Genomic DNA, 14,032 nt, shown 5'->3' with positions numbered 1-14,032 from the left:
TTTTCGACCCGGCCGGCGATCGATTTTACTTGCCACCTCGGCGGCGCAGGCCGTCGAAGTAGACGATGACGATGATCAACATGCCGGTGATGACGCGCTGCCAGAACGTGTTGACGTTGAGCAGGTTGGCGCCGTTGTTGATGGTGGAGAGGATGAACGAGCCGATCAGCGGCCCGTGCACCGAACCGATAGCGCCGAACAACGACGTGCCGCCGATCACCGACGAGGCGATGGCTTGCAGCTCGTAGGTGTCGCCCTGCGTCGGATTGCCGATGCCGATGCGGGACGCGAGCAGCACGCCGACGAAGGCCGCGCACAGGCCGGACAGCACATAGGCCATGTAGATCGTGCGCGGCACGTTGACGCCGGAGAGGCGCGCGGCTTCCGCGTTCGAGCCGACGGAGAAGAGATAGCGTCCCCATCGCGTGTGGTGCAGGAAGACGTAGGAGGGCAGGGCAACCACGATTACCATCCAGAACAGATAGGGGATCCCCAGCAGCGAGCCGCGCGAAAACGCCTGGAACGCGTCGCTGTTGATCGATATCGAATTGCCATTGGTCATCAGGAGACCGATGCCGCGCAGCGAGGTCATGGTCGCCAGCGTGATGATGAAGGGCGGCAGGCCCATCCTGACGATGCCGAAACCGTGGAACAGGCCGATGGCGACCCCCACCAGCAGCGTCGCCAGAACCGCGATCCAGACCGGCCAGCCGGCATTGATCAGCAGCGCGACGATGACGGTGGCGAAGCCGACGATGGCGCCGACGGAAAGGTCGATGCCGCCGGTGATGATGACGAAGGTCTGGCCGACGGCCAGGATGGCGATCAGAGAACCCTGGCGCAGCAGGTTGGTGATATTGAGCGCCGAAGCGAAGGACGGCGTGGCGACCGCCAGGATGACCCACATCAGAAGCAGCAGGCCAAGCAGCGTCAGCCCGAACAGGGCATTGTAGTTGCGCTTCGGCTTTTCGGCAGGGATCGCCTCGGTGCTCATGTCTGTCCTCCCGTCTTTTCTTGTTTCTCGGCCAGGGCCTGGCTCAGAATGTCCTCGTGATCGGCGGTGCGGAAACCATGCGTGGCCACCAGCTTGCCGCGCCTGAACACATGCAGCGTGTCAGCCAGTTCGTAGACCTCAGGCAGATAGGACGAGATCAGGATGATGCCCGCGCCCTTGGACAACAGCACACTGAACAGCCGGTAGATCTCGGCCTTGGTGCCTACATCGACGCCGACCGTCGGCTCGTCGAAGATGAACAGTTTGGCGCCGTGCGCCAGCCACTTGCCGATGACGATCTTCTGCTGGTTGCCGCCCGACAGGCTGGAGGCCAGCGCGCCGCGCGTCGGCGTCTTGATCCTGAGGTCGGCGATCTGCCGGTCCGCCTCGGCCTTCTCCTGCGCAGACGAGATCAGCAGATTTTTCGATATGCGCTTGTAGATCGGCAGGTTGAGATTCAATGCAACCGGCAGGTTGAGGCACAGGCCCTGGTCGCGGCGGCTTTCCGGTGCCAGCGCCATGCCGAGCTTGATGGCGTCGTGCTCGGAGTTGACCTGCACCTCCTTGCCTTCCCACAACACCTGGCCGGCCGATTTGCGGTGGCGGCCGTAGAGGGTGGTGACGAATTCGCTGCGGCCGGCTCCGATCAGGCCGTAGAGCCCGACGATCTCGCCCGCGCGCACCGACAGAGAGACATTCTCGAAACCCTTGCCGGACAGGTTCCGCGCCTCGGCGATGACGGCGCCCGGCGTGAAATGCTCCTTGTGATAGATCTGCTCGATCGAGCGGTTGATCATCAGCTTGACCAGCTCCGGCTCACTGGTCTCGGCGATGTTGCGGGTGCCGACCAGCGTGCCGTCACGCAGCACCGAGACGCGGTCGGCGAGCTCGAACACCTCCTCCATGCGATGGCTGATGTAGATGATGGTGACGCCTTCACCCTTCAGACGGCGGATCAGCGTGAACAGCTGGTCGGCCTCCTTGCGGGTGAGATAGGCGGTCGGCTCGTCGAAAATCAGGAATTTGGTGCCGCGCACGGTGGCTCGGGCGGCGGCGATCAGCTGCTGCTGGCCGATGGTGAGATCGCCGAGCACGACATGCGCCGGCAGGTCGAAGCCGAGACCGTCGATGATCTTCTGCGCTTCCCTGACCATGGCTCGTTGCTGGAGGATGCCGAAGCGCGAGTTCTCCTCGCCGAGGAACATGTTGGCGGCGACGGTCAGGTGGCGGCAGAGCACGACTTCCTGGTGCACGGCGTTGATGCCGAGCGCCATGGCTTCGTGCGGCGTCGCCAGGGCAGCCGGCTTGCCTTCCCACACAACCTCTCCGGAGGTGCGCGGGATGACGCCGGTCAGAAGTTTGATCAGGGTCGACTTGCCGGCACCGTTCTCGCCGACGATGGCGTGGATCTCTCCCGCCTTGAAGGCCAGGGTCACAGGCTTCAGCGCATGCGTGCCGGGATAGCGCTTTTCCAGACCCTGCAGCTCGAGGATGGTCCTACCGGGCTCCAGCACGGGGGCCGGATGCAGTTCCTGCGCGGTCGGCGTCATGGCAATCCTCCCTGTTGTTCCGGGGCGCAGAGGCCCCGGAAACAGTTGCGCGTGCCGATGCTCAGTTGAGCTTCGGGTTGAGCAGCGCGTCGATCTTGGGATCCTTCATGTTGGCCTTGGTGACCAGGTTGGCGCCGGTGTCGACATTGGTCTCGACCTTTTCGCCCTTGGAGGCGGCAAGTGCGGTCTTGATGCCGTCATAGCCCATCCGGTAGGGATCCTGGACGACGAGGGCGGAAATGACGCCGTCGTTGAGGAACTTGATCAGCTTCTCGTCGCTGTCGAAGCCGACCAGCGCCAGCTTGCCGCCGAGGCTGTTTTCGGCGACAGCCTGCCCGACGCCCTGCGCCATGATCAGGTTGGAAGCGAAAATTCCCTTGAGGTTCGGATTGGCCGTGATCAGGTCGGTGGCGATATTGAGGCCGGTGGTGGCCTGGCCGTCGGCATATTTGTCGGCGACCAGCTTCAGGCCTGGATACTTCGCCTTGAGCTGTTCGATGAAGCCCTGCTTGCGCTGTTCGAGCGAGCCGGCGCCAGGCGTGTTGGTGATCAGGGCAACGTCGCCCTCGATCTTGCCGCCATTGGCTTCGCCGATGGCCGCTGCGAGCCCGTCAGCGGCGACGCGGCCGCCCTGGACGTTGTCGGTGGTCAGGAAGGAGGTGAAGGCCTTGGAGTCGGCGCCGGAATCGATGCCGATAACCTTGACCTTGGCGGCGGCTTCGTCGATCGGCTTGCCGAGCGCCTTGAACTCGGTCGGCGAGATGACGATCGCCGCCGGATTGCTGGCGACGGCGTTTTCGAGGATCGAGATCTGGCCGTTGACGTCAGTTTCTGCCTGGGCGCCGAGCTCCGGCACGTTGACGCCGAGATCCTTGCCGGCCTTGCGGGCCCCGGCCAGGACGATCTGCCAGTAGAAGGACGTGGTGTCCTTGACGATGATCGGAATGGTCACGTCCGCCGCCGAAACCGGCGCCGAGTGCATGACGCCGGCAAGCATCGACGCGGCTGCCAGCGCCATGACTGCGCGGCGATTAAGAATGCTGGTCACGAATTTCATGGAATTCCTCCCTAAGTCGCCCGGTGAACGATACGGAAGCTCGGTTCGGATAGGCGCGGCCAAACAGAACTTTATCAATAAAAAACAGTTACACTATTTTGATAGTGCATCGATCCGGTCGATGCAAGCGGTGTTTGTGCCATCCTCTGGGCCTGGCGGTCATGACCGCACTGGCGCCTTGCTCTCTGCCCGACGCTTCCGTTTCGCGTGACTAACGTATGGAATATTAATTCCATAAATTAGTCAATATAGAATGCCCGTTCCTTCTCCGGTTCGCGGGATCGTGAAGCCCCGCGATCGCACCTTCACCCGGGCGGGCCGGCGGCTTCATGCCAATTCCTGCACCACGGTGTAAGGGCGGTACCTGGCGTAGTCCGCCTGAGGCACGTCGACATCGAGCAGTTCGAGATTGCGGGTCAGGTTCGCCAGCTTGGCGGTGCCGGTCAGCACGGTGGCGACCGAGGATTCCTGGAGGGGGAACTGGAACGCGGCGGCGGCGAGCGGGTAACCACCTTCGGCGGCGATCCGCTCCATCGCGCCGACGCGGTCGAGCACGTCACCGCTGGCGGGCTTGTAGTCGAAATGGGCGCCCTGCACCGGTCCGGTCGCCAATATGCCGGAGTTGAACACACCGCCGATGACCAGCGAAGTCTGTCGGGCGCGGCAGAGCGGCAAAAGTTCGGCTTCGGCGCTGCGATCGAGCAAGGAATAGCGGCTGGCGAGCAGGATACAATCGAGCGGCGCGCGACGCATCACGTCGAGACATATCCGGACTTCGTTGACGCCGAGCCCGTAGGCGGAAATGACGCCGGAGTCTTTCAGTTCTTCGAGCGCCTTGAGCCCACCGTCCATCAACTGGCGAAAGTGCATTTTGGTCTTCTCGACGCCATGCGTGTACACGCCGATGTCGTGCACAAACAGGATGTCTATCCTGTTTAGACCAAGCCGCGCATAGCTGAAGTCGACCGAGCGCATGATGCCGTCATAGGAATAGTCGTAGTCGAGCGCGAAGGGCAGCGGATCGACATAGGAGTGATCGGGAACCTGATCCTCCGGAACGGGCCGGAACAGGCGCCCGACCTTGGTCGACAGCACATAGGAATCGCGCGGCTTATAGCGCAGGAAGTCGCCGAAACGCCGCTCCGACAGGCCGAAACCATAGAAGGGCGCGGTGTCGAAATAGCGCAGGCCCGCCTCCCACGCGCCTTGCAACGTTTCCATCGCCGCCTCGCGCGAACAGGCGCGGTAGAGCCCGCCGATCGCGGCACCGCCAAAGCTTACTTCGGTGACCTCGAGCGCCGTCTGGCCGATGCGGCGTTTTTCCATGCACAACCTCCCCGTTGCCCGCCATTATCCGGCGCGGCAGATTCCAAGACCTCAAGCCGCAGCATTCCAGGAAAGTTCGCGGCCACTTTCCGGACTGCGCGACTTCAAAGAGTTAGAGCGTCGCGCCGAGATGCCAGGGCACGAACTCGTTGTCGCCGTAGCCGAAATCCTCGCTCTTGGTCTTGCGACCGGAGGCCGTCTCGACGATCAGTTCGAAGATCTCGCGGCCCATGCCGGCGATGGTCTTCTCGCCGGAGGCGATGACGCCGCAATTGACGTCCATGTCCTCTTCCATCTGATGATACATGGTCGAGTTGGTGGCGACCTTGATCGACGGCGTCGGCCGGCAGCCGAAGCAGGAGCCGCGGCCGGTGGTGAAGACGATGATGTTGGCGCCGCCCGCCACCTGGCCGGTGGCGGAAACCGGGTCATAGCCGGGCGTATCCATGAACACCAGCCCGCTGCCGGTGACCTTTTCGGCATAGCCGAAGACGCCGTTGAGCGGCGTCTGGCCGCCCTTGGCGACCGCGCCCAGCGATTTCTCCAGGATGGTGGTGAGGCCGCCGCGCTTGTTGCCGGGCGAGGGGTTGTTGTCGATCGAGGCGCCGTGCTTGGCGACGTGGTCCTCCCACCACTTGACGTAGCCGTCGAGTTTCTTGGCGATCTCGGGCGTCGCGGCGCGATAGGCGAGCAGATGTTCGGCGCCGTAGATTTCCGTCGTCTCGGAGAGAATACCGATGCCGCCGACGCCGGCGAGGATATCGACCGCGGCACCTAGAGCAGGATTGGCTGTGATGCCCGACATGCCGTCGGAGCCGCCGCATTGCAGGCCGACGACGATTTCGCTTACCGGGATGGGTTCGCGCTTGAGCTGGCCGACTTCCTCGGCGATCTCGGCCAGCACGCCCATCGCCTTTTCGACCGATTTGCGCGACCCGCCGGCATCCTGGATGTTGAAATGGCGTTTACCGGCGGCCGCACCCTTCTGGCCGTACAGCGTGAGCTGGTTGACCTCGCAGCCGAGCCCAACCATCAGCACGCCGCCGAAATTGGGATGGCGGGCATAGCCGGCCAATGTGCGGTGCAGCACCATCATGCCGTCGCCGGTGGCGCTCATGCCGCAGCCCTGGCCGTGGACGATCGGGACGAAGCCGTCGATGCCGGGATATTTTGGCAGCAGCGTGCGGTTGGCCGCGTCGGCGATGGCGTGGCAGACGGTCGCCGAACAGTTGACGCTGGCGATGATGCCGATGAAGTTGCGCGTGCCGGCGCGGCCGTCGGCGCGGCGATAACCCATGAAGGTGCGGGCGCGGTCGGCCTCGGTCGCATGCTCGGCCTCGCTTGGCGGCACCACCGGCAGGCGGCCGGCCTCGAACACCAGATTGTGCGAATGGACATGCTCGCCGGGCGCGATGTCCTGCGTGGCGCGGCCAATCGCCTGGGCATATTTGACCACGGCGGACCCGGCGGGAATCGGCTTGATCGCCACCTTGTGGCCGGGCTCGATGACGGCGGCGGCAAGCGCGCCGCCGGGCAGCGCGGTGCCGGTCTCGATGCGGCCGTTGGCGACCGCGACATTGTCGGCTGGGGACAGAAGAATTGAGTTGGAGGCGTTCACGGGCGTTTCCTGGGGTGATCCTGGGAGGCGCGGATTGACACGCGCTTGTTAAGAGTTAATGTCTTTTATCGTGAAAAAACAGTTTTGCGTCAATTGTTTTTTCCGGCAGTTCCTGTGCGGCTGGATGAGTAGCGGCGCTGCAACCGGTAAGCGAGCCCTCGGCAAAGCGATTCCGCTTTCGAAGGTGATAGGAACGTCATATTGCGCTTCAAGCCGGCCGCCGCAAGCGCCGGCCAGCGATGGGTCAGGGCATGTCGAAGAGCAACAACGTCTACAAGGATGCCTATAACAGGTGCCTCAGGCTGCTCGACGAGACGCGCAGCCTGCCTTCGGAACCGGAACTGGGTACGCTGCTCGGCGTCAGCCGCACCACGGTGCGCAGCATCCTTGCGCGCATGGAAGAAACCGGACTGATCGCCTGGAACAAGCGCGCCAAGACGGTGCTGCGTGAAACGCGCCCCGATGATTTCTTTCCCGAGGAAGAGACCGACACACTGGCCGAGATCATCGAGCGGTCGTTCATGCGCAGGCTGCTCGCCGGCGGCGCCGAGGCCGGCATGCAGATCAACGAGCTCGAACTGGCGCGCGAGATCGGCGTCGGCACCACCAGCGTGCGCGAGTTCCTGATCCGCTTCTCCCGCTTCGGCCTGATCGAGAAGCGCCGTAACAGCCATTGGGTGCTGAAGGGTTTCACCCGCGCCTTCGCGCTGGAGTTGACGGAAATCCGCGAGATGTTCGAGCTGCGCTCGGCATCGGCGTTCACCGCACTGCCGCAGGACAGCGCGGTGTGGGCCGATCTCGACAATCTCGAAGAGGAACACCGCGGCCTCGCCCGTGACATCGCCACGCGCTTCAACGAGTTCTCGGAGCTCGACGAGCGCTTCCATCGGCTGATCCACCGCGCCTCGCACAACCGCTTCATCGTCGATTTCTATGATGTCATCGCCATGATCTTCCATTACCACTACCAGTGGAACAAGGCGCAGGAGCGCGAGCGCAACGAAATCGCGATCGGCGAGCATCTGGCCTATATCGCGGCGCTCAAATCACGCGACCTGGGCAAGGTCGATGCCGCCTGCCGCAAGCATTTGAAGTCGGCGCGCCAGACGCTGCTGACCTCGATCCCCGAGAGCCGGCATCCACAGAGGCCCTGATCGCGCCGCGTTGCCGCAGCACCGATTTGCCGATTTTCCGTCTCTTGCTGCCGTGGTAGACATCTTCCGGTGATCGCTTGAAGATGCAGATGGTTTGAACAGGCAAGTCATTTGACCAAAAAGGGGAGACGGTGGAGCATTCCGGTCGCGCTTGTCGCGGCCTACCTGCTGCTGCTTCAGTCGACGCTGAGCGCATTCGCCTTCGCCACCGGACCGGCCGCCTCGCAAATCGACGCCTTCGGCAACGTCATCTGCACCCACGAGGGCACTGCCCAGCTTCCCGATGGCGGCCCGCATCCGTCGCATCTGCCGGCATGCTGCATGCTGGGCTGCAGCATGGTTTCAGCGGCCTTTGCGCCGCCACCCGATGCCGGGCTTGCGCTGGCCTCGCTTTCGTTCGAAGCCGTCGTTTTCATCTTTCCGGCGGCCACGCATCTCAATTTCGCGCGCCAGCGGTCGCCGTCGAACCCGCGCGCGCCGCCGCTTTCGGCCTGAGCCTGCTGTACGCTCGGCGGAACCTTCCGCCGGTGCTTTCATCCAAAGAACGAATCGTTCGCGACCGGCCAACGGCGCGATCCCCTATTCATGGAGCAAACCATGTCCCAAGCTTTTCATATCGCGGCGCCTCCTTCGGGCGGCCGCACCAAATTCCCGCGCCGTTTCAATGAACGTGTCGGCCTTGCCGTGCTGGCGTTTGTGCTCTTGTTCTTCGGTGCCCAGGCCGTCTGCGCGCATGAATTCAAGGCCGGCGATCTCGAAATCGAGCATCCCTGGTCGCGCGCGACACCTACAGGCGCCAAGGTGGCCGGCGGCTATTTCACCATCACCAACAAGGGCAATGCACCCGACCGGCTGCTGTCGATTTCCTCCGACGTCTCCGAAAAAGCAGAGCTGCATGAAATGGGCGTCAAGGACGGCGTCATGACCATGCGGCCGGTGACGGGAGGCCTGGAAATCCCGGCCGGCGGCAAGGTGGCGCTGGCGCCCGGCGGCTATCACCTGATGTTCATCGGCCTGAAGCGGCAACCCAAGCAGGGCGAAGAATTCGCAGCCACGCTGACCTTCGAAAAGGCTGGCGCCGTCAACGTCGAGTTCGCTGTCGAAGGCATGGGCGGTGGCATGGACGACCACGCCAATTGACCGCGCCATCCATATTGAATTCAGAGGGACCATCATGAACAAGTATCTTCTGTCGGCCGGCGCGCTTCTGGCGCTGGGGACCAGTGCCGCCTTTGCGCATGTCACGCTCGAAACACAGGAAGCGGCGGTCGGTTCGGCCTACAAGGCCATCCTGCGGGTGCCGCATGGCTGTGACGGCAAGGCGACGACCGCCGTGCGCGTGCAGATCCCGGAAGGGGTGATCGCGGTGAAGCCGATGCCGAAGCCCGGCTGGACGCTGCAGACCAAGAAGGGCAAGTACGAGAAATCCTACCAGCTCTACGGCCAGGCGGTGGCCGACGGCGTCAAGGAGGTCGATTGGAGCGGCGGCAATCTGCCGGACGAATTCTACGACGAGTTCGTCTTCCGTGCGATGCTGACGGCAGACCTCCCGGCGGGTCAGAAACTCTATTTCCCGGTGGTGCAGGAGTGCGGTGGCGCCGCCGACCGCTGGATCGAAATCCCGGCGGCCGGGCAGGACGAAGACGCCCTGGAGAACCCCGCGCCCGGCATCGAGCTCACGCCGAAAAAGTAAGCTCTCGCGATGCGCTCCATTGTCAGGAGCGCGCCGCATTTCATGGCAATGACATGACGGTGATATTCCCTTCCAGGACGGTTCGCGCGACCGGCAAGCTCATCGGCCGAGCTGCCATAGGGCTGCTGACCTTGGCCATGCTGATTGCCGTGGCCACGACAAATCAGGCCTTTGCGCACGCCGCGCTGATCAAGACCGATCCGGCCGACGGCGCCGTGCTGTCGCAGGCCCCGGCGCAATTCGCGCTGACTTTCAGCGAACCGGTCTCGCCACTGGTGCTGACGCTGGTGAAGCCCGACGGCACGCCCGTTCCGCTGACGTCCTTCCGCCTCAGCGACCAGACCGTCGTGATCGACGATCCGCAGGCACTTGGATCGGGCACGCATGTGCTGAGCTGGCGAGTGATTTCCGCCGACGGTCATCCGGTCGGCGGCTCTCTGCTGTTTTCCATCGGCGCGGCGAGCCAGCCGCCGGCTGTTTCCGAAGCCGTCGACTGGCAATTGCGCTCGGCGATCTGGATCGGCAAGGTCTGCCTCTATATCGGCCTGTTCCTCGGCGTCGGCGGCGCCTTCGCTCTCGCATGGCTGGCGCGGAGTGGCCGCGCCGGACAGCGCTTCGTCGCCGCCGCAATCCTGTGCGGGCTGGTCGCGGCACCCCTGTCGCTTGGCTTGCAAGGGCTGGATGCGCTCGGCGCGCCGCTCTCGCATATGGCGCAGCCGGCCATCTGGACCGCCGGTCTCGGTACCAGCTTCGGCTGGACGGCGTTGATCGCGTTGATCGCGCTGGGGCTCGGTCTTTTGTCGCTGGCCGGGCCGCGCGCGGCCGCCAGGCCCCTCGCGCTCGCCGGCCTGGCCGGAACGGGTCTCGCGCTCGCCGCCAGCGGCCACGCAAGTGCCGCCGAGCCGCAATGGCTGACGCGGCCGATGGTGTTCCTGCATGGCGCGGGCATTGCCTTCTGGGCCGGCGCGCTGGCGCCGCTCGGACTCGCGCTGAAACGGCAGGATGCCGAAGCCGTCACGTTCCTTCGCCGGTTCTCCGCCGCTATCATGCCGGTGGTGGCCTTGCTTGCCGCCGCCGGCGTGGTGCTGGCCGTCATCCAGGTGCAAACACCCGCAGCGCTGGTCAACACCGCCTATGGCCGGCTGCTGCTGGTCAAGCTTGCGCTGCTGGTCTTCCTGTTCACGCTCGCCGCCGTCAACCGCTGGAGGTTGACGGCAATGGCCGAGGCGGGGGCGACGGAAGTGCGGCGCAGGCTCACCCGTTCGATCGGCGTCGAAATACTGATCGTACTCGCCATCTTCGGTGTTGCCGCCGGCTGGCGCTTCACGCCGCCGCCACGGGCGCTGGCGATTGCCGCGGCGCAGCCGGTGTCGGTTCATATCCACGCGCTGAAGGCGATGGCCGACCTCAGCATCACGCCCGGCCATGCCGGGCCGGTCGCCGCCTCGATGATCATCATGACCGGCGATTTCGGGCCGCTCGACGCCAAGGAGGTGACGCTGGTGCTGTCGAAGCCGGACTCCGGCATCGAGCCGCTGAAGCGGGCCGCGACAAAGCCCGGCGACGGCAGCTGGCGTGTCGACGATCTCGTCATCCCGGTCCCTGGCCGGTGGACGGCGCGCATCGACATACTGGTCTCCGACTTCGAGATGGTGAAGATCGAGGCGCCGGTAGACATCAGGCCGTGATGGCTGTCCAACACAATTCGGCGAGGCGGTTGACGCGAGCCTGAAGGCCCGTCAATCATCCTGGCAGGATGCATCTTGGCAAAAACCCGGGCAATCGCGGGCTCGAACAAACAAGATCCGAAAGCAGGGAAGAAACATGGAAAAAGCCGAAATCGGCCTGATCGGCCTTGGCACGATGGGCTCCAACCTGGCGCTCAACATCGCCGAGCACGGGCACCGCATCGCTGTTTTCAATCGCACCAAGGCGCGTACGGATGCCTTTGTCGAGAATGCCGGCGCGCTCAGGGATATGGTTGTCCCCTGCTACAGCCTGGAAGAACTTGCCGCCGCGATCCGGCCGCCGCGTCCGATCATCATCATGGTGCTGGCCGGCAAGCCGGTCGATGAACAGATCGCCGCATTGCGCGGCGTGCTGTCCCATAATGACATCGTCATCGATGCCGGCAACGCCAATTTCCGCGACACGATGCGGCGCTTTTCCGAGCTGGCGGGCTCCGGCCTCACCTTCATCGGCATGGGCGTGTCCGGCGGCGAGGAGGGTGCGCGCCACGGGCCGTCGATCATGGTCGGCGGCACCGAAGAGTCCTGGAAGCGCGTCGAGAAGGTGCTGACGGCAATCTCCGCCAAGTTCAAGGACGAGCCATGCGCGGCCTGGCTCGGCACCGACGGCGCCGGCCATTTCGTCAAGACCATTCACAACGGCATCGAATATGCCGACATGCAGATGATCGGCGAGATCTACGGCATCCTGCGCGACGGCCTGGGCATGGGGCCGAAGGAGATCGGCGCCGTATTCGCCGGCTGGAACAAGGGCCGGCTCAACTCCTACCTGATCGAGATCACCGCCAAGGTGCTGGCGTCAGATGATCCCAAGACCGGCAAGCCGGTGGTCGACATCATCCTCGACCGCGCCGGCCAGAAGGGTACCGGCAAATGGTCCGTTATCGAGGCACAGCAACTCGGCATTCCGGCGACCGCCATCGAGGCGGCGGTGGCGGCACGCGTCCTGTCATCGATCAAGGACGAGCGGCTTGCGGCGGAAAAAGCCTATGGCAACATCGGCGTCACCAGGATTTCGGGCGACAAGGCAGACCTGCTCAAGGATCTGGAACTGGCGCTGTTCGCCGGCAAGATATCAGCCTACGCGCAAGGCTTCGCCGTGATGAGCGGCGCTTCGAAGGCGTTCAACTGGAACCTGCCGATGCCGACCATCGCCAAGATCTGGCGTGCCGGCTGCATCATCCGATCGCAGATGCTCGACACCATGGCCGAAGCCTTCGGCCGCGGCGGCGCTTCGACCAATCTCCTGATGGCGCCGGCCTTCATCACCATGATGCAGGAGGCGCATCCGTCACTGCGGCGCGTCGTGGCCAGGGCTTCCGAAGCCGGATCGCCGGTGCCGGCGCTGTCTTCGGCCCTTGCCTATTTCGACAGCTATCGCCAGGGCCGCGGGACCTCGAACCTGATCCAGGCACAGCGTGATTTCTTCGGTGCGCATGGCTTCGAGCGTATCGATGACAAGGGCGCCTTCCATGGACCCTGGGGGAGCGGCGCCGCCGGCTAGCGGTTCAGCGTTTCGCGGAACGGCGTACCGCTCTATCTCTTTGTTTTTTGGGCAATGCCTTAGGAAAGCTACGCGGGAATTGCTCTGGCGGCGGGGCTTCAATCAGCCGCGATAGGCCACAACTTCGCCCGGCGCGCTGAGTGACTGCAGCGAGCCGGGCGCCGCGCCGCCGATCCAGCCGAGCACGGCGCGGGCTAGCTCGGAGCCGGCCAGCCGGAAGTTCTCGTTGACGATCAGCAGTTCCCGGCGGAACAGATGCAGCAGTTCCGACGACTGCTTCGACACCACGTCGATGTCGCGGCCGAGTTTCAACCCGGCGTCCTCGATGCCGGCAACAATGGCAAGCGTGGCGGCCGCGGCGCTGCTGACGATGCCGTCCGGCCTGATGTCGCGCCGCATCAGCTGCGCGGTCCTCATCCTGATCTGCTCGATCGAGTGGTCGATCGAAACGGTGTTGAACGGCACCTCCGAGGCGCCGACTTCGCTCAGCGCGTCGGCAAAGCCGTTCACGGTGTGGCCGTGATAGGTCAGGCCGACCGGCGGCGTCACCAGAGCCAGCCGACGCCGGCCCAAGCCGGCCAGATGGCGCACCGCCTCGGCCGCGAAGGCGTAATTGTCGAAATCATGATAGGGGTGCACGAGCCCCATATCGGTGCGGCCGTGCGTTGCAAAGGGTATGCCGCGCTCCAGCATGTAGCGGGCCCTTGGATCGTTGGGCTGGGTGCGCGAAATGATGACGCCATCGGCGGAGCCGGTCTCCACCAGATAACGCACCGGATCCAGCGGATCCTGCGAGCGCGAGTAGGGCGTGACGATCAGATGGTAGGGCGTATCGGCGATGACTTCGGTGACGCCGTAGATGATGTCTGAGACAAAGCTCATGATCTCGTGCTCGGTGTTGAGCACGAGGCTGATGACGTTGGTCTTGCCGGTTCGCAGGCGCACGCCGGCGCGGTTCGGCCGGTAACCGATCTGCTTGGCCACGAGTTGGACGCGGCGCTTGGTCTCGGCGCCGATCTCCGGCGCGTCCTTCAGCGCCCGCGACACGGTGGTGACGCCGAGCCCGGTCATGAAGGCAAGCGTCTTCAGCGTCGGCCGCTCCCTGGCCGACGTCTCGTCATCGCTGTCCGTGCGCCGTCTGTCCATTCGTCCCGCCCCGTCAGGCGCTTAGCAGCCGCCGGCCAGGCCGGCAATCGCCGCCGTCGCTCCCATGGCGCGTCTCCTTAGCTGAACAAGCCTATACTGAAACGTTACAGATTGTCACGACCGGTGTTCGACCAGGCTGTGGCCGAGGTCGAAAGTCCGCATGGGCTCGCCGCCGAAAAGCGTTGGGAATCAGCAGGAAAGGCATTGGGAGCAAGCTTCTTGCGAGCTTTCTGTCTTGCCAT

Annotated in this window: 12 protein-coding genes; 6 read left to right on the top strand and 6 right to left on the bottom strand. The window is 64.2% G+C overall.

The window, feature by feature from the left end:
• Nucleotides 1-25: 25 nt before the first annotated feature.
• The 5 genes from FJ867_RS06265 to FJ867_RS06245 all read right to left on the bottom strand — a co-directional run bounded on the left by FJ867_RS06265 (nucleotide 26) and on the right by FJ867_RS06245 (nucleotide 6,545).
• Nucleotides 26-994: an ABC transporter permease gene (locus FJ867_RS06265; RefSeq protein ID WP_140500307.1), complete on the bottom strand. Its 969-nt coding sequence runs from the start codon at nucleotides 992-994 to the stop codon at nucleotides 26-28.
• Nucleotides 991-2,544, bottom strand: coding sequence for a sugar ABC transporter ATP-binding protein (locus tag FJ867_RS06260; protein ID WP_140816807.1), 1,554 nt, complete (start codon nucleotides 2,542-2,544; stop codon nucleotides 991-993). Before FJ867_RS06260 ends, FJ867_RS06265 begins: the two co-directional genes overlap by 4 nt.
• A 61-nt stretch (nucleotides 2,545-2,605) precedes the next feature.
• A complete protein-coding gene (locus FJ867_RS06255; RefSeq protein ID WP_140513786.1) occupies nucleotides 2,606-3,601 on the bottom strand; it encodes an ABC transporter substrate-binding protein in 996 nt (331 codons plus the stop codon).
• Nucleotides 3,602-3,928: 327 nt separating this feature from the next.
• Nucleotides 3,929-4,927, bottom strand: coding sequence for an aldo/keto reductase (locus FJ867_RS06250; protein ID WP_140500301.1), 999 nt, complete (start codon nucleotides 4,925-4,927; stop codon nucleotides 3,929-3,931).
• 112 nt (nucleotides 4,928-5,039) lie between these two features.
• Nucleotides 5,040-6,545 (bottom strand): altronate dehydratase family protein, encoded by a 1,506-nt coding sequence (locus FJ867_RS06245; protein WP_140500299.1) that lies wholly within the window; start codon nucleotides 6,543-6,545, stop codon nucleotides 5,040-5,042.
• Nucleotides 6,546-6,796: 251 nt separating this feature from the next.
• Here FJ867_RS06245 and FJ867_RS06240 point away from each other — a divergent pair, with 251 nt between their 5' ends.
• The 6 genes from FJ867_RS06240 (at nucleotide 6,797) to gndA (ending at nucleotide 12,644) form a co-directional block, all read left to right on the top strand.
• On the top strand, nucleotides 6,797-7,699 hold the full coding sequence (locus FJ867_RS06240; protein WP_140500297.1) for a GntR family transcriptional regulator: 903 nt from the start codon (nucleotides 6,797-6,799) through the stop codon (nucleotides 7,697-7,699).
• A gap of 138 nt (nucleotides 7,700-7,837) precedes the next feature.
• Complete coding sequence (locus FJ867_RS06235; protein WP_140500463.1) at nucleotides 7,838-8,194, top strand: DUF2946 family protein; 357 nt, start codon at nucleotides 7,838-7,840, stop codon at nucleotides 8,192-8,194.
• Between the two features lie 102 nt (nucleotides 8,195-8,296).
• A complete protein-coding gene (locus FJ867_RS06230; protein ID WP_140816805.1) occupies nucleotides 8,297-8,839 on the top strand; it encodes a copper chaperone PCu(A)C in 543 nt (180 codons plus the stop codon).
• 34 nt (nucleotides 8,840-8,873) lie between these two features.
• Nucleotides 8,874-9,392 (top strand): YcnI family protein, encoded by a 519-nt coding sequence (locus FJ867_RS06225; protein WP_140816803.1) that lies wholly within the window; start codon nucleotides 8,874-8,876, stop codon nucleotides 9,390-9,392.
• A gap of 53 nt (nucleotides 9,393-9,445) precedes the next feature.
• Nucleotides 9,446-11,080, top strand: coding sequence for a copper resistance CopC/CopD family protein (locus tag FJ867_RS06220; protein ID WP_140816801.1), 1,635 nt, complete (start codon nucleotides 9,446-9,448; stop codon nucleotides 11,078-11,080).
• Between the two features lie 115 nt (nucleotides 11,081-11,195).
• Complete coding sequence (gene gndA, locus FJ867_RS06215; protein ID WP_281405950.1) at nucleotides 11,196-12,644, top strand: NADP-dependent phosphogluconate dehydrogenase; 1,449 nt, start codon at nucleotides 11,196-11,198, stop codon at nucleotides 12,642-12,644.
• Nucleotides 12,645-12,746: 102 nt separating this feature from the next.
• On the opposite strand, the gene FJ867_RS06210 is transcribed toward gndA, so the two are convergent.
• The gene (locus FJ867_RS06210; protein ID WP_140513778.1) at nucleotides 12,747-13,790 is read right to left on the bottom strand and encodes a LacI family transcriptional regulator; all 1,044 of its coding nucleotides are present in this window, start codon (nucleotides 13,788-13,790) and stop codon (nucleotides 12,747-12,749) included.
• Nucleotides 13,791-14,032 lie beyond the last annotated feature (242 nt).

It is taken from the genome of Mesorhizobium sp. B2-5-3, from assembly GCF_006441005.1.
GTDB lineage: Bacteria > Pseudomonadota > Alphaproteobacteria > Rhizobiales > Rhizobiaceae > Mesorhizobium.
Note: the sequence above shows the minus strand (reverse complement) of the source record. Positions and strands in the feature narration are given on the sequence as shown.